General features: G+C 75.1%; 13 protein-coding genes and 1 riboswitch. Of the genes, 9 read left to right on the top strand and 4 right to left on the bottom strand.

The window, feature by feature from the left end; translation table 11 throughout:
• The first annotated feature begins 146 nt into the window (after positions 1-146).
• Positions 147-299, top strand: a riboswitch (cyclic di-AMP (ydaO/yuaA leader).
• Positions 300-309: 10 nt separating this feature from the next.
• The 3 genes from ACFWOG_RS00680 to ACFWOG_RS00670 all read left to right on the top strand — a co-directional run bounded on the left by ACFWOG_RS00680 (position 310) and on the right by ACFWOG_RS00670 (position 3983).
• Positions 310-1503: an NlpC/P60 family protein gene (locus ACFWOG_RS00680; RefSeq protein WP_380353415.1), complete on the top strand. Its 1194-nt coding sequence runs from the start codon at positions 310-312 to the stop codon at positions 1501-1503.
• A 228-nt stretch (positions 1504-1731) separates the two neighbouring features.
• Positions 1732-2796: an NlpC/P60 family protein gene (locus ACFWOG_RS00675; RefSeq protein ID WP_329882190.1), complete on the top strand. Its 1065-nt coding sequence runs from the start codon at positions 1732-1734 to the stop codon at positions 2794-2796.
• 68 nt (positions 2797-2864) lie between these two features.
• Positions 2865-3983, top strand: a complete 1119-nt coding sequence (locus tag ACFWOG_RS00670; protein ID WP_380353412.1) for a hypothetical protein — start codon at positions 2865-2867, stop codon at positions 3981-3983.
• Between the two features lie 51 nt (positions 3984-4034).
• Here ACFWOG_RS00670 and ACFWOG_RS00665 read toward each other — a convergent pair whose 3' ends face one another.
• On the bottom strand, positions 4035-5459 hold the full coding sequence (locus tag ACFWOG_RS00665; protein WP_329952008.1) for a glycosyltransferase family 87 protein: 1425 nt from the start codon (positions 5457-5459) through the stop codon (positions 4035-4037).
• Positions 5460-5703: 244 nt separating this feature from the next.
• Here ACFWOG_RS00665 and ACFWOG_RS00660 point away from each other — a divergent pair, with 244 nt between their 5' ends.
• Complete coding sequence (locus tag ACFWOG_RS00660; RefSeq protein WP_380353409.1) at positions 5704-6840, top strand: glycosyltransferase family 4 protein; 1137 nt, start codon at positions 5704-5706, stop codon at positions 6838-6840.
• A 78-nt stretch (positions 6841-6918) separates the two neighbouring features.
• Here the strand turns inward: ACFWOG_RS00660 and ACFWOG_RS00655 are convergent, their stop codons facing one another.
• Entirely contained in the window at positions 6919-8712 is a 1794-nt protein-coding gene (locus ACFWOG_RS00655; RefSeq protein ID WP_329952010.1) for an AMP-dependent synthetase/ligase, read from the bottom strand.
• A 342-nt stretch (positions 8713-9054) separates the two neighbouring features.
• On the opposite strand from ACFWOG_RS00655, the gene ACFWOG_RS00650 reads away from it, so the two are divergent.
• From ACFWOG_RS00650 to ACFWOG_RS00630, 5 genes are all read left to right on the top strand, one after another.
• Positions 9055-9525, top strand: a complete 471-nt coding sequence (locus ACFWOG_RS00650) for an SRPBCC family protein (protein WP_329952011.1) — start codon at positions 9055-9057, stop codon at positions 9523-9525.
• A gap of 26 nt (positions 9526-9551) precedes the next feature.
• Positions 9552-10727: an ArsA-related P-loop ATPase gene (locus tag ACFWOG_RS00645; RefSeq protein WP_329952012.1), complete on the top strand. Its 1176-nt coding sequence runs from the start codon at positions 9552-9554 to the stop codon at positions 10725-10727.
• 85 nt (positions 10728-10812) lie between these two features.
• Complete coding sequence (locus tag ACFWOG_RS00640; RefSeq protein WP_380353405.1) at positions 10813-11283, top strand: DUF5304 family protein; 471 nt, start codon at positions 10813-10815, stop codon at positions 11281-11283.
• A 304-nt stretch (positions 11284-11587) separates the two neighbouring features.
• Positions 11588-12532 carry an ROK family glucokinase gene (locus tag ACFWOG_RS00635; protein ID WP_329952014.1) on the top strand — a complete coding sequence of 315 codons (945 nt, stop codon included), beginning with the start codon at positions 11588-11590 and terminating at the stop codon, positions 12530-12532.
• A gap of 119 nt (positions 12533-12651) precedes the next feature.
• Positions 12652-13395: an endonuclease/exonuclease/phosphatase family protein gene (locus ACFWOG_RS00630; protein ID WP_355406927.1), complete on the top strand. Its 744-nt coding sequence runs from the start codon at positions 12652-12654 to the stop codon at positions 13393-13395.
• Between the two features lie 83 nt (positions 13396-13478).
• Here the strand turns inward: ACFWOG_RS00630 and ACFWOG_RS00625 are convergent, their stop codons facing one another.
• Together ACFWOG_RS00625 and ACFWOG_RS00620 are read right to left on the bottom strand one after the other, a co-directional pair.
• The gene (locus ACFWOG_RS00625) at positions 13479-14246 is read right to left on the bottom strand and encodes a hypothetical protein (protein WP_380353401.1); all 768 of its coding nucleotides are present in this window, start codon (positions 14244-14246) and stop codon (positions 13479-13481) included.
• 10 nt (positions 14247-14256) lie between these two features.
• On the bottom strand, positions 14257-15051 hold the full coding sequence (locus ACFWOG_RS00620) for an alpha/beta fold hydrolase (RefSeq protein ID WP_329952017.1): 795 nt from the start codon (positions 15049-15051) through the stop codon (positions 14257-14259).
• Between the last annotated feature and the right edge of the window lie 231 nt (positions 15052-15282).

The raw sequence follows: 15282 nt of genomic DNA, 5'->3' as shown, positions 1-15282 counted from the left end.
AGGATTTGAACGGATCACGGATCTGTTACTAGGGTCGTACCTCGAACCACCGCACAGTCGATCACCCAGTCCGGGTGGCGGCGGTGGTTCCCGCCGAGTTCGTGAAACAGCGGGACGGGCAGTCGCCCGTCCGAGTGAGAGCCCAGCAGTCGGGGGCGCTGTGGAGTGGAGCCGGGGAACCACGTTCCTCCGGGGTGAATCGGCGCCAGGTCGGTCGCGTGAGCGGCCGGTGAGGCGTCGTAGGGCACGCTTCCGCCCGAACCCGTCAGCTCACCCGGTAGGCGGATGAGGAAGAAGGAGTCCGCCTTCGTGGCGTCCCATCGTCGTCCCAAGCCCGCCGGCCGCACCCGGGTCTCGATCATGACCGGCCTCGCCGCCGCGGCCGTCGCCCTTTCCGCGCAGTCCGGCGCCCACGCCGACCCGACGCCGACCAAGGACCAGGTCAAGGAGCAGGTCGACCAGCTCAACGAGCAGGCCGAGATCGCCACCGAGAAGCTCAACGGCGCCCAGGCCAAGCAGCAGGAGCTGCAGAAGCAGGTCGGCGACCTCCAGGACAAGGTGGCCCGTCAGCAGGCTGTGGTGACCGAGGCGCAGGGCGGCCTCGCCGAGATCGCCGGCGAGCAGTACCGCACCGGCGGCATATCGCAGACCGTCCAGCTGGTGCTCTCCTCCAGCCCGGACAACTTCCTCAACCAGGCCGACGCCCTGAACCAGGCCGGTTCGACCCAGTCCGGCGCGCTGAAGGAGCTCCAGGAGCAGCAGCGCAGGCTCGACCAGGACCGCACCGAGACCCAGAACAAGCTCGGCGAGCTGGAGGCCACCACCCAGCAGCTGAAGACCTCCAAGGAGGAGGTCCAGGCCAAGCTGACGAAGGCCCAGGACCTGTTCAACACCCTCAGCGAGCAGGAGCGCCTGGCGATCCGCGCGGCCGAGGAGAAGGCCGCCGCCGAGGCCAAGGCGAAGGCGGACGCCGCCAAGGCCGAGGCCGCCAAGGTCGCCAAGGCGAAGGCCGACGCCGAGCGCGCCTCCCGCGAGAACGACCGCACCAACCTCAGCGCGCCGTCCGCCCAGGCTCCGTCCACCCAGGCGCCCGCCGCGCCGGCCTCCTCCGCTCCGGCGGCGCCGAAGCCGGCCGCGCCCGCCGCCAACAGCTCGCGCGCCGCCGCCGCGATCGCCGCGGCCGAGAGCAAGCTCGGTGCCCCGTACGTCTACGGCGCCACCGGCCCGAGCAGCTTCGACTGCTCCGGCCTCACCGGCTGGGCCTACGCCCAGGCGGGCGTGTCGCTCCCGCGCACCTCGCAGGCGCAGGCCGGCGCCGGTACCCGGATCGGCTCGGACATCTCCCAGGCCCAGCCCGGCGACCTGGTCATCTTCTACGGCGACCGGCACCACGTCGGCATCTACGTGGGCGGCGGTCAGGTCATCCACGCCCCCAAGCCGGGTGCGTCGGTGCGTTACGAGGCGGCCTCCAACATGCCGGTCAACTCCATCGTGCGCCTCTGATCCCCGATCACGCGGTCCGTACGGGCCCGGTCTCCCCGCGAGGGGAGGCCGGGCCTGCGGCTTTTCCCCCGCTCGGGCTGATGTCCGATTGAGGGTCAAATATTCGGGTTGGGAGGGGTTTGGACTCGGTTGCCCGGACTCGCTAACGTCTGCCACCGGACTCCCGCTTCCAGCCGTCCTCCCCGGGGCGGCGGCGGGCCGTTGCCGCAGGATCGGAGCCGACGCCGCATGCCCGTGCACCGCCGTTCCCCGCTGTCAGGTGCGCACGCCCTCGCCCGGGCGCTGGTGCTCACCGCGGCGGCCACCACCGCGCTGGGTGTGGCGACCGGAGGCACCGCCCAGGCGGCGCCCGGCTCCCCGGACGGGCCCGCCAACCGCAAGGACGTCAAGGCCCAGGTGGAGCAGCTGTACGAGGAGGCCGAGCAGGCCTCCGAGCGGCACAACGCCGCCCAGGAGGCCCAGCAGAAGCTCCAGCACGAGACCGGCACGCTCCAGCAGCAGACCGCCGTCGCCCAGGACGAGCTCAACCAGCTCCGCGGCGACCTCGCGGCGGTGGCCGGCGCCGAGTACCGGGGCGGCGGCATGGCGCAGACCGTGCAGCTGATGCTCTCCGCCGACCCGGCGGGCTACCTCTCCCGGGCCCGCAGCCTCGACCAGGCCGCCGAGCGGCAGAACGAGACGCTCCGCGAGGTGGTCGCCCGGCAGCGCGGACTCGACCAGCGCCGCGCCGAGACGTCCGCCAAGCTCGCCGAGCTGGACCAGACCCGCAAGGCGCTCGCCGAGAGCAAGCAGCAGATCCAGCAGCGGCTGGCCAAGGCGCAGCGGCTCCTCAACAGCCTCGGCGTCGTCGAGCGGGCCCGGCTGGCGGCGCAGGACGCCCGGGAGGCGGAGCAGCGGGCCACGCGCGGCACCGACCGGCTGGACCTCGGGACCGCCCCGCCCGCCTCCGAGCGGGGCGCCGCCGCGCTGGCCGCCGCCGTCAAGATGATCGGCTCGCCCTACGTGTACGGATCCACCGGGCCCAAGGCGTTCGACTGTTCCGGTCTGATGTACTGGAGTTGGCGGCAGGCCGGAGTGACCCTGCCGCGCACCTCGCAGGCCCAGGCGTACGCCGGCCGGCGGGTGGGACTCTCCGAAGCGCGGCCGGGAGACCTGGTGATCTTCTACCGGGACATGCACCACGTCGGGATGTACGCCGGCGGCGGCGTGATCGTGCACGCCCCGTACCCGGGGGCCAAGGTCCGCTACGAGAGCGTCGGCGCGATGCCGGTCGCGGGGGTGATCCGGCTCTGAGCCGCCCCGGCCCCTCCCCGGCCGGCGCCACGGGCGGCGGCCGGACGCTGTCCCGGCGCGGCGCCCTGTTGCTCGCGGCCGCCGGTCTGGCCCAGCTCTCGATGCCAGGGGCCGGCCGGGCCGCTCCGGCGTCGGCCGCGGCCGACGAGCACGCCGAGGTCCTCGCGGCGCTGGACGAGCGGGCCCGGGCACTGACCGCGGGGCCGCCCGCCCTGCCGGTCCGGGCGGTCTACCGCAACCTGCTGCTCGGTCCGGTGGACCCGGCCGGTCGGTGCTCCGCCACCGCCGAGCTGGCGGTCACGGTGACCGGGTACGACGAGCAGCCGGTGGTGTACCCGCGCCGGCTGACGCTGGCCGGGAGTGCCGGGGACCGGCGGGTGGAGCGGGAGGAGGGACTCGACGGCCCGCCCCCGCTCTGGGACCTCGGTGCCGTCCGCGCCGCCGCCGGTGAGCGCTGCCTGGTGCTCGGCCCGGCGGATCCGCCCGCGCTGGCCGGGCTGGCCGCCGCCGGCGACCGCGCCGTCCCGGCGGTCGAGGCGCTCTGGGGCAGCGACTGGGCGGGCCGGCTGCTGTTCCACCTGCCGGCCACCGAGGAGCAGTTCGCCCGGCTGGTGGCGGGCGGCTCGCCCGGCTGGTCCGGGATGGCGGCGGTCACCGTCGCGGCCCCCGGGGCGCCGCGGCACGCCCCGGCCGACCGGATCGTGGTCAACCCCGGGGCGTACGGGCGGCTGAGCGACTTCGGCCGGCAGGTGGTGACGACGCACGAGGCGGTACACGTGGCCACCCGCGCCGACACCCGGGCCTGGACGCCGCTCTGGCTCTCCGAGGGGGTCGCCGACTGGACCGGGTACCGCGACTCGGGCCGCCCGGCCCGGCGGATAGCCCCCGAGCTGGCCCGGGACGTCGCCGCCGGGAGGGTGCCCGTCGCGCTGCCCGGGGACGGGGACTTCACGGCCGGCGCCGGCGGCATCGCCCAGGCCTACGAGCAGGCCTGGCTGGCCTGTGACCTGATCGCGCGCCGGTACGGGCCGCAGCGGCTGGTGGCGCTCTACCGGGCGGTCGGCGAGGCCGGCCCGGGGGCCGACCGGGAGGCGTGGCTGGACGGGCTCCTCCGCGACGGGCTGGGCCTCGGGCTGGCCGAGTTCACCCGGCTCTGGCTCACCGAGGTACGGGGCCTGGCGGGGTAGTCGCGGGCCGCCCGGTGACAGCTGGCCGGAGCCGCCGACCGTCCGCCCCGGTCAGCGTTCGCTGCGGGCGGTGGGCCGGTCGATGCCGTCCAGCAGGTCCTGCTCGTACGCGATGCCCGGGCGGACCGAGTAGGCGGAGGCGGCGGCCGGGACCTGCTCCGGGCGGGGCAGCACCACGGTGGCCGGGAGCCGCTCGGCGCGCCGGGTGGAGCGCCAGAGCCGGACGCAGGAGACCCAGGTGGCGGCCAGCAGCAGCAGGTTGCGCAGGGTCAGCACGGCGATCGCGGTCGGCTTGCTGTCCACCACGTCACCGAAGATCAGCGGGAACTCCACCAGGGTCAGCGGCGTCGCGGCCAGGACGAGCAGGGCGACCGGCCGCTGGCTGGTGCCGCGCACCGTCAGGCAGACCGCGGCCGCGCCGACCAGCCAGACCAGGTACTGCGGGCTGATCACCCGGCTGGTGACGGTGAAGATCAGCAGGGCGGCCAGCGCCGCGTCGTACATGGTGGCCGCGTTCCGCCGGCGGGCGGTGAACCGCCACAGCAGCAGCCAGCCGAAGCCCAGGACCGAGCCGGCCAGCATGACCTTGGAGACCACCGGCACCCACGGTCCGAGCATCTCGACGGAGCCGTAGTTCATCAGCACCTTGCCGTCCCAGGCACCGGCGATCCGGGCGAAGTGGATCGGCAGCGCGCCGACCGACTCCACCTCGATGCCGCGGTCCTTCTGGAACGTCAGGAACCTGAACGCGCCGTTCATCCCGGCGGCCAGCAGGAAGCCGATCGCCGCGGTCGTGGCGGCGGCGGCCGTCCAGGAACGGCGGGTCCGCCGGCCGGACGGGGTGCCGATCAGGCCGAACAGCGGCCAGATCTTGATGATCCCGCCGAGGCCCAGCAGCAGCCCGCCGACGGCCGGACGGCGGATCAGCGCGAGCAGGCCGGCCACCGCGATCGCGGTGACGATCACGTCGTAGCGGTTGTAGATCATCGGGCCGAGCAGCGGTACGCCCGCCACCCAGACCCAGGCGCCGGTCAGCGCCCGGCCCCTGCGCAGGCCGGTGCGGACCAGCAGGGCCATCGCGGCCGCGTCGGCGATCCCGCAGATCACCCAGAACGACACCAGGTACGACCAGGGCAGCAGCCCCGGCAGCATGATCACCAGGGCGGCGCCGGGCGGGTACTGCCAGGTGACGTCGTCGAGCGGGAAGGTGCCGGTCTGCAGGACGCCGTACCAGGCGTGGTAGATGATCCAGACGTCGGCGGTGATGTCCCCGCCGGGCATCCGCAGCACGCCGGTCACCAGGAGCAGCAGCAGCGCCCGGGAGGCCACCCAGCTCCCGCCGAGCGCGAGCAGCGCCCCGGCCCGCCCGGAGGGGCGCGCAGGGCCCTGGACGGGCCCCTGCCGGACCGCCAGCGCCGTGCCGGAGCCGGCGACGCCGATGGGTGAACCGGACTCGGTGGCCGGGGCCAACTCCACTGCGCTCCCTCGTTCGTCTCGGACGTCCCACCGGAGGCGCCGTGCGACGGACGCCCGGGCCGCCGGTGCCGGGCCGGCGCCGTCCGCCGGCCCGGCCGCACCGGCCGCCTAGGTTCTAGGACAGACCCGGGGATGGAACGGTTGCCGTGCGCGGTTCCGTTCCCGGCGGGTCATGGTGTTGACCTATCGTACGGATCACCCAGCGGTACACCGAGCACCCCCCGACCGAGCGAGCCGTCGCCTGATGCACAAGACCTTGATCGTCACCAACGACTTCCCGCCCAGGCCCGGCGGCATCCAGGCCTTCGTCCACAACATGGCCGTCCGTCAGCCCGCAGGGAGCGTCGTCGTGTACGCCTCCAGCTGGCGCGACGGCGGCGAGGTGGCGCGGTTCGACGCCGAGCAGCCGTTCCCGGTGATCCGGGACCGGACGAAGGTGATGGTTCCCACACCCCGGGTCACCCGGCGGGCCGCCGAGATCCTCCGGGCCGAGCGGTGCGACTCGGTCTGGTTCGGCGCCGCCGCCCCGCTCGGCCTGATGGCCCCCGCGCTGCGCCGGGCCGGGGCCGGCCGGCTGCTCGGGATGACCCACGGCCACGAGGCCGCCTGGGCCCAACTGCCGGTCGCCCGGCAGCTGCTGCGCCGGATCGGCGAAGGCACCGACACCCTCACCTACCTCGGCGAGTACACCCGCTCCCGGATCGCCGACGCGGTCGGGCCGACGGCCGCCGCGCGGATGGTGCAGCTGCCGCCCGGCGTGGACGAGCGGACCTTCCACCCGGACTCCGGCGGCGCCGCGGTCCGTGAGCGGCTCGGCCTGGCGGGCCGTCCGGTGGTGGTCTGCGTCTCCCGGCTGGTGCCGCGCAAGGGCCAGGACACCCTGATCGAGGCGATGCCGCAGATCCTCGCCGACGTGCCGGACGCCGTCCTGCTGATCGTCGGCGGGGGCCCGTACCGGGCGGAGCTGGAGAAGCTGGTGGACGCCCGGGGCGTGCGCCCCTCGGTGTGGTTCACCGGCTCGGTGCCCTGGGAGGAGCTGCCCGCCCACTACGGCGCCGGGGACGTCTTCGCCATGCCCTGCCGCACCCGCCGCGGCGGGCTGGACGTCGAGGGCCTCGGCATCGTCTACCTGGAGGCCTCGGCGACCGGGCTGCCGGTGGTGGCCGGGGACTCCGGAGGCGCGCCGGACGCGGTGCTGGAGGGCGAGACCGGCTACGTCGTGCCGGGCGGCTCGCCCGCGGCGGCGGCCGAGCGGATCGTCCGGCTGCTGAAGGACGAGGAACTGCGCCGGAGGATGGGCGAGGCCGGGCGGCGCTGGGTCGACCGCTCCTGGCGCTGGGACCTCCTGGCCGGGCGGCTGACCTCGCTGCTGGCCGGCTGACGCCGCCGGACGGCCCGCCCCGTCGTTCCGAGGGGACGGGCCGTACCGGTGACCGGGCCGGACGGGGGCGGGCGAGTCCTAGCGCTGGTAGATCGACTCGACGTCGGCCGCGAAGTCCTTCAGCACGACGTTCCGCTTGAGCTTGAGCGAGGGCGTCAGGTGGCCGCTCTCCTCGGAGAGGACGGTGTCCAGCAGGCGGAACTTCTTGACGGCCTCGGCGTGCGAGACGGCCGCGTTGCCGTCGTCCACCGCGGACTGCAGGGCGGCCAGCAGGTCCGCGTCCTCGCGCAGCTCGGCCACGGTGGCGGTGGCCGGCTTGCCGTTCAGCTCCTTCCACTTCGGGAAGAAGTCCTCGTCCACGGTGAGCAGGCAGGCGACGAACGGCTTGCGGTCGCCGACCACCATGACCTCGCCGACCAGTGCGTGCGCCCGGATGCGGTCCTCGATCACCGCCGGGGCGACGTTCTTGCCGCCCGCGGTGACGATGATCTCCTTCTTGCGGCCGGTGATGGTGAGGTAGCCCTCGTCGTCCAGCGAACCGAGGTCGCCGGTCGAGATCCAGCCGTCCTTCAGGGTGTCGGCGGTCGCCTGCGGGTTGTTCCAGTAGCCGGTGAACACCTGCGGACCCTTGAACAGCACCTCGCCGTCCTCGGCGATCCGTACGGCGGAGCCGGGCAGCGGCTGGCCGACCGTGCCGATCTTCGGCTTGTCCCACGGGTTGAAGGCGGTGGCCGCGCAGGTCTCGGTCAGGCCGTAGCCCTCCAGCACGGTGAAGCCGATGCCCCGGTAGAAGTGGCCGAGCCGCTCGCCGAGCGGGGCGCCGCCGGAGATCGCGTGGGTCGCACGGCCGCCGAGCGCGGCCCGCAGCTTGCTGTAGACCAGCTTGTCGAAGACCGCGTGCTTCAGCTTGAGCAGCAGCCCGGCGCCGCCGGCGTCCAGCGCCCGGCTGTACGCGATCGCGGTGTCGGCGGCCTTGTCGAAGATCTTGCCCTTGCCGTCGGCCTGGGCCTTGGCGCGCGCCGTGTTGTACACCTTCTCGAAGACCCGCGGCACACCCAGGATCAGGGTCGGGCGGAAGGACGCCAGCTCCGCCGTGACGTCCTTGATGTCGGAGACGTGCCCGAGCTTGATCGGGGCCATCGCCGGGGCGATCTCGGCGATCCGGGCGAGCACGTGCGCGAGCGGCAGGAAGAGCAGGACGGAACTCTCGCCGGTACGGAACAGCGGGGCGAGGCGCTCCACCACGTTGCCGCACTCGGCCAGGAAGTTCGCGTGGGTCAGCTGACAGCCCTTCGGGCGGCCGGTGGTGCCCGAGGTGTAGACGATGGTGGCGACCGAGTCGGCGGTGGCCACCGAGCGGCGCTCGGTGACGGTCGCGTCGGCGACCCTGCGGCCGGCCTCGGCCAGCGCGGCCAGCGCGCCGTCCTCGATCTGCCAGGTGTGCGCCAGCTCCGGCAGCCGCTCGCGGACCGTCTCGACCACCGCGGCGTGCGCGGCGGTCTCGGTCAGGACGGCGACCGCCCCGGAGTCGCCGAGGATCCACTCGACCTGCTCGGCGGAGGAGGTCTCGTACACCGGCACGGTGATCGCGCCGGCCGTCCAGATCGCGAAGTCCAGCAGGGTCCACTCGTACCGGGTGCGGGACATGATGCCCACCCGGTCGCCCGGCCGGATGCCGGTGGCGATCAGGCCCTTCGCGGCGGCGTGCACCTCGACGAGGAACTGGGCGGCGGTCAACTCCTGCCACCGGCCGTCCACCTTGCGGCTGAGCACCACGACCTCGGGGTGCCGCTCGGCGTTCTGGTGCACGAGGTCGGAGAGGTTACCGCCGCTCGGTACCTGGTAGAGGGCCGGAAGGCTGAAGTCGAGCAAGACTGCTCCTCGTTCGCGACGCTGCGGGACGGCAGGACGTTACTGCCCGGTAGGCGGCTTCGACCAGGGGGGTCGGCCCCGGTGTTCGAAGTGTCACACCTTGACCCGTCCGACCAGGTCGGGACCCGGTCGTTCGAATGGCACCCTACGACAGCCCCGGGGTGACCGGCCGGTAGCCACCGGCCCGGCCCAGGAGGGCGACCCCGCCCGCCCTCCGCGGGGCGGGCCGGGCGGCGGACCGCGGGCGGCGGAGATCGCCGGTCGCGATAGCCTGCTCCGGGCGCACCCGACCGAGCAGGCTCGGCCGGGACGGCAGCAAGGGACGACGCGGAGGGCCATTCCATGGCGGAGCACACCAGGTCGAGCATCACCATCGACGCGACCCCGGCGGCGGTCATGGCCGTGATCGCCGACTTCGCCGCCTACCCGGCCTGGACCGGTGAGGTCAAGGAGATCGAGGTGCTGGAGACCGCCGAGAACGGCCGTGCCGCACAGGTCAGGCTGCTGCTCGACGCCGGCGCGATCCGTGACGAGCACGTCCTCGCCTACAACTGGGACGGCGACCGCGAGGTCGGCTGGACGCTGGTCCGCAGCCAGATGCTCCGCTCGCTGGACGGCTCCTACACCCTGGCCCCGCTCGGTACCGACCGCACCGAGGTCACCTACCAGCTCGCCGTGGACGTCAAGATCCCGATGCTCGGCATGATCAAGCGCAAGGCCGAGAAGGTCATCATCGACCGTGCCCTGGCCGGCCTGAAGAAGCGGGTCGAGGACACCGGCACCACCGGCACCACCAGCACCGTCGAGGGCTGACGGCGGGCGAACGGGGGCAGTACGGCATGACGGCGACACGCACCATCCTGGTCAGCGGCGACACGGCGGCACCGACGGTGGCCGCCGCCACCGCCCTGCACGCCGCCCGGCAGGGCCGGCGCACCCTGCTGCTGGCCGCCGACGACCCGCACCGGACCCTGGACGCCGTCCTCGGTACCCGGCTGGAGTCCGCGCCCGAGCCCTACGCGCCCGGCCTCACCGTCGCCCGGATCGACGAGCAGGCCGCCTTCCGGCGCGCCCTCGACGTGGTCGGCGGCCGGCTCAAGCCCGCGCTCGACCTGCTCGGCGCCGATCCGCTCGACCCGGAGGAGCTCACCGCCCTCCCCGGCACCGCACGGCTCGCGCTGCTGCGCGCCCTGCCGGCCGCCGACGCGGACGTGCTGGTCGTGCTCGCCCCGCCGCCCGCCGACCTGATCGCCACCCTGGCCCTGCCCGAGCAGCTGGAGCGCTACCTGGCCCGGCTCGCGCCCGAGCAGCGGCAGGCCGCCCGGGCCCTGCGCCCGCTGCTGGCCGGCCTCGCCGGCGTGCCGATGCCCGCCGACTGGCTGTACGAGGCCCGCGGCAAGGCGGCCGGCGCGCTCGCCGAGGCGCGCGCCGCGATCTCCGCGCCCGGCACCACCGTCCGGCTGGTCACCGCCGCCGACGCCCACCCCTTCGCCGGGCTGCGCCGGATCCGGGCCGGGCTGGCCCTGCACGGCCACCGGCCGGACGCCGTGGTGGTGCACGGTGCGCTGCCGGACGGCGCCGTCGACTCGCCCGACCCGTGGCTGGCCGCGCTGGCCGGCCGCCGCCGGGAGGAGCTGGCCGAACTGGCCGCCGCCTCGGACGGCGTTCCGGTGCTGACCACGGGGTTCGCCGAGGCCACCCTGGAGGCCGTCGCCGACCGCCTCTACGGGGCCGGCCCCGGTCCGGAGCCGCGTCCGGCCGAGCCCTGGACCGTCGAGGACCGGCTGGCCGCCGAGGGGCTGCTGGTCTGGCACCTCGCCCTGCCCGGCTCCGAACGTGCGGACCTCGACCTGGTCCGGCGCGGCGACGAACTGGTGGTCGGACTCGGCGCCCACCGACGGGTGCTCACCCTGCCGTCGGCGCTGCGCCGTTGCACCGTCGCCGGCGCGGGTCTGCACGACGGGGCGCTCACCGTCCGCTTCGCGCCGGATCCGGCGCTCTGGCCCCGGAGCTGAGGCCGGTCGGGGCGTTCCCGGTGGTCCGGTAGCGTCGGGACCGGTGGCCGTGGACGCGGCCACCACAGCTGAGGAGGCGCCCGCGATGACCACCACCGACCGGACCGAGCCCACCAACGAGCAGGACGGCCCAGGCGGGGACGGCCCGCAGGCGCACCCGTTCGGGCCGGAGCTGGGCCCGCTGGTGGACGAGGTCCGCCGGTTCGCCGCCGCCGTCGGGGGGAAGGCGCAGGAGGCGAGCGCCGAGACCCTGATCTCGCTCGCCGGGATGGCCGACCGCCTGCGCGAGAAGCAGCCCGAGGTGTACGGCCACCTCGCCGCCGCGGGCACCGGACTGGCCGCAGCCGGGACCGAGCTGCTCGCCGCCTACCGGGCCGCGGTGGCCGGCCACGAGCACCGCTGGACCGCGGGGGAGCCGGCCCGCAGCGAGCGGGTCGACCTCGACGCTCCCGGCTCGGCCGACGCTCCCGGTACCTCCGACACTCCCGGCACCTCCGACGCTCCCGGCGCGCCCGGGCAGCCGGACGTGCCCGGACGGCCCGGCGCGCCCGAGTAGCCCGGCGCGCCCGACGGTCCGCCGCCTCCCGCCCACCCTCCGCCGCCTCGCGGGCGCTCCGGCCGCCCCGGTCGGGCCCGCCACGCCTGAGGGGCCGTCCGACAAGCAGTGAACCCCTGGTCCCGCCCTGGTCATCCGTCGGCTTCGGCCTGTGACGCCACCGGAGAAAATGTACGACTTTTGAAGGGGATCGGGCGCGTCCTGGTCGGATTGTCTTCGGTTAATGTATGCGACGGTGTGTACGGGGGCAGGGTTGGGCGGTAGCGTTCCGTCCAGCGGGATCGAGTGAATAGCTGAGGGACACATGGCTCTGACCATCGGCGTCGACGTCGGCGGGACCAAGATCGCGGCAGGCGTGGTCGACGAGGCCGGCGAGATCCTGGCCCGGACCAGGGTGCCGACCCCGGCCGACCCGCAGTGGGCGGTCGACGCCATCGCGCAGGCCGTGCGCGAGCTCAAGGAGCAGTACCCCGACGTGGCCGCGGCCGGCATCGGCGCCCCCGGCTTCGTGGACCGCGACCGCTCCACGGTGATCTTCGCCCCCAACATCGACTGGGAGGACGAACCGCTGCGCGGCCGGATCGAGGAGCTCACCGGCCTGCCCGCGGTCGTCGAGAACGACGCGAACTGCGCCGCCTGGGCCGAGTACCGCTACGGCGCGGCCGCCGGGCACTCCGACATGGTGCTGATCACCGTCGGCACCGGCATCGGCGGCGGCCTCGTCCTGGACGGCCGGCTGCACCGCGGCCGGTTCGGCGTGGCCGGCGAGATCGGCCACCTCAACATGGTCCCGGACGGCCTGCCCTGCGGCTGCGGCGGCAAGGGCTGCTGGGAGCAGTACGGATCGGGCCGGGCGCTGCGCCGGTACGGCCGGGAGAAGTCGGCCGCCGACCCGCTCCGCGGCAAGCGGATGCTGGAGCTCAACGACGGCGTCGCCGAGACCATCCGCGGCATCCACATCACCCAGGCCGCCGAGGAGGGCGACCCGCTCGCCCTGGAGTGCTACGCCGAGCTGGCCGACTGGCTGGGCCGGGGGATGGCCGACCTCGCCGCGCTCTTCGACCCGGGCGTCTTCGTGCTCGGCGGCGGCGTCTCCGACTCCGGCCGGCTGCTGCTCGACCCGGTCGCCAAGGCCTTCGAGCAGTACCTGACCGGTGGCGTGCACCGCCCCCGCGCCGAGGTGGTGCTCTCGTCGACGGGCTCGGCGGCCGGGATCGCCGGCGCGGCCGACCTGGCCCGCACGATCTGACCCCTCGCTCCTCCGTGCACGGCGGCGGCCCGCCCGGGCCGCCGCCGTCGTGTTTCCGGCCCCCGGGGCCGCGTCCTGCCGTACGGTCGTCCCCGAGGACGCCCCAGGGGAGGACCGCCATGACCACCGGACCGGCCGAACTGCCGCCGCCCGGGCCGCGCCGGCTGCGGCTGCTCAGCTACAACGTCCGCTCGCTGCGGGACGACCGGAACGCCCTGGTCCGGGTGATCCGGGCCTGCGCGCCGGACGTCGTCTGCGTCCAGGAGTCGCCCCGCTACTGGCGGCCCGAGGGGCAGGCCGCGTGGCTGGCCCGGCGGACCGGGACGGTGATCCTCTCCGGCGGCGGCCGGATCGCCGCCGGCCCGCTACTGCTCGGCCGGCCCGGCGTCGAGGTGCTGGCCGTGCACGACCGGCTGCTGCCGAAGACCCGCGGGCTGCACGCGCGCGGCTTCGCCACCGCGCTGCTCCGTACCCCCGGTGCGGCGCCGTTCACCGTCACCACCTGCCACCTGAGCCTGGACGCGGACGAGCGGTTCCGGCAGTTCGGGCTGCTGCCCGAACAGCTGCGGTACGCCGGATCCGGCGTCGTGGCGGGCGACTTCAACGAGCACCCGGACGGGCCGGGCTGGCGGATGCTGGCCGGGCGGCTGCAGGACGGGTACGCGGTCGCGCCGTGGGGCGGCGAGATGACGTCCGTCCCCGACAACCCCTACCAGCGGCTCGACGCCGTGTTCGCCACCCCGGGCGTGCGGGTGCTCGCCTGCGGGGTCCCGCACGGGCTGCCCGGCGTCACCGGGGCCGACCTGCGGGCCGCGACCGACCACCTGCCGGTACTCGCCGTCCTGGAGCTGCCGGCGGGCTGACGCGCGGCGGCACCCGCCCGCGCCGGCCCGCACCGGTCGGCGCCCGCCGGGGCCGGCCCGCGTCGGGCCGGTACCCGGCCGGATCAGACGACGGCGCCGCCGTGCGGGTCCTCGGGCTCGTCCTCGTCGTGCTCCTTCATCCGGACCACCAGCGTCGCGAAGCCGCCCAGGAAGGCGGCCACCCCGAGCCAGGCCGGCCAGCCGGAGACCTCGCGCCAGACCACCGCGTCGAAGAGCAGCAGGGCCGGGCCGCCGAGTACGGCGAGCCAGGCGAACTTGGCGGTGGTGTCGGCGGTCGGCAGCGGCGGGGGCTCCGGCGGGACGAAGTGGTCCTCCTCGGTCCCCTCGGTCAGCTCGAAGTCGCGCGGGCCGGACCCGGCGGCCGGCATCACCGGCCGGTTGGAGCGGGGACGCGGCTGGGGCGCCAGGTCGGCGAGGTCGCCCGGCTCGGCGGGGCCGCCGCCGTCCTTGAAGCCGCCCTTGAGCTCGCCCCGCGCCCGGAGGTTCTCGATCTCCGGCCAGTTCGGGTTGTTGAGGTCGACCGGGTCGTCGAACTGGGCGACCAGCGCGGCGAAGATCTCGTCCTGCTCGGCCTGGCTGCGTTCGGGCGCGCGCCGCACCCGGGGCGGCTCGGCGGCCCCGGCGTCCTGCGCGTCCGCGGTGCCCCCCTGCGTACGGGTACCGGCCTCGTCGCCGCCCGCCTGCCCGCCGTCCGGCTGCTCGCCGCCGGCCTTCCCGCTGCCGGTCTTCCCTCCGCCGGCCGGCTCGCCGCCCGGCCGCGCGCCGTCGGTGGCCGCGCCGTCCTCGCGGGGTGACTCGTCCCCGCCGCCCGCCGTGCTGCTCTCGTGCACTTCCGGCCCTTCAGCCTTGGTGATCGTCGGATTCCACCCGGGTGACGCCCGCCGCTTGCGCGGGAGCCAGCCGTCGGATGAAGTCCAGGCTGGCCGCGAATATTTCCGCCGCGTCGTGGTCCAGCGTCGCGACGTGGTAGCTGCGCTGGCACAGCCGCTCCGTCACGTCGGTCGAGGATATCCGGGCCAGCACCAGTTCGGAGTTGGCCGCCGAGACCACGTGGTCCTGCGGGCTGTGGAAGAGCAGCACCGGCTGGGTCACCTGTGGCAGCCGGTGCTGGACGTCCTTCCAGAGCAGGCTCAGCGACCAGGCGGCGTGCAGCGGCGTCCGGTCGTAGGCCAGCTCGGCCGCCCCGGCGCGGGCGATGTCGTCGGCCACCCCGGGCAGGCTCGGGAGCAGGTGCCGCAGCACCGGCAGAAGCACACTCGCGGGGTTGTCCGACCGCACCGACGGGTTGACCAGGACCAGGCCGGAGATCACCGACCCGTGCACCGCGGCCAGCCGCAGCGCCAGCCCGCCGCCCATCGAGAGCCCGCACACGAAGACCTGCTCGCACTCCGCGGCGAGTGTCAGCAGCTCGCGCTCGACCTCGGCGTACCAGTCCTCCCACCGCGTCTGCTGCATGTCCTCCCAGCGGGTGCCGTGCCCCGGCAGCAGCGGCAGCGCGACGGTGTGCCCGGCCGCGGCCAGCTCCTCCGCCCAGGGGCGGAGCGACTGGGGCGTGCCGGTGAACCCGTGACAGAGCAGGACGCCCACCGGTCCGCCCGGGTGGCGGTACGGTTCGGCGCCGGGCAGCAGCGGCATGGCGGGCTCCTTCGCGGGCGGGGACGCTGGAGAGGTGACGCCGGCCCGCGCCGGTGCGCGCTGGTCGGTGCACCGGTACGGGAGGCTGCGGAAACCGCATCGTCCCACGGGCCCGCCCGCGCCGTACACCCCCGCCTGACACCCCGCCGGACACCCCGGCGGGGCGGGGCGGGGCACGGGCGGGCACCGAAGGGCATTAGGATCGACCGGTCCGCAATACAGGAGGCCCGG

The sequence above is a fragment of the Kitasatospora sp. NPDC058406 genome (assembly GCF_042722765.1).
In the GTDB taxonomy this organism is placed as follows: Bacteria; Actinomycetota; Actinomycetes; order Streptomycetales; family Streptomycetaceae; genus Kitasatospora.
Note: the sequence above shows the minus strand (reverse complement) of the source record. Positions and strands in the feature narration are given on the sequence as shown.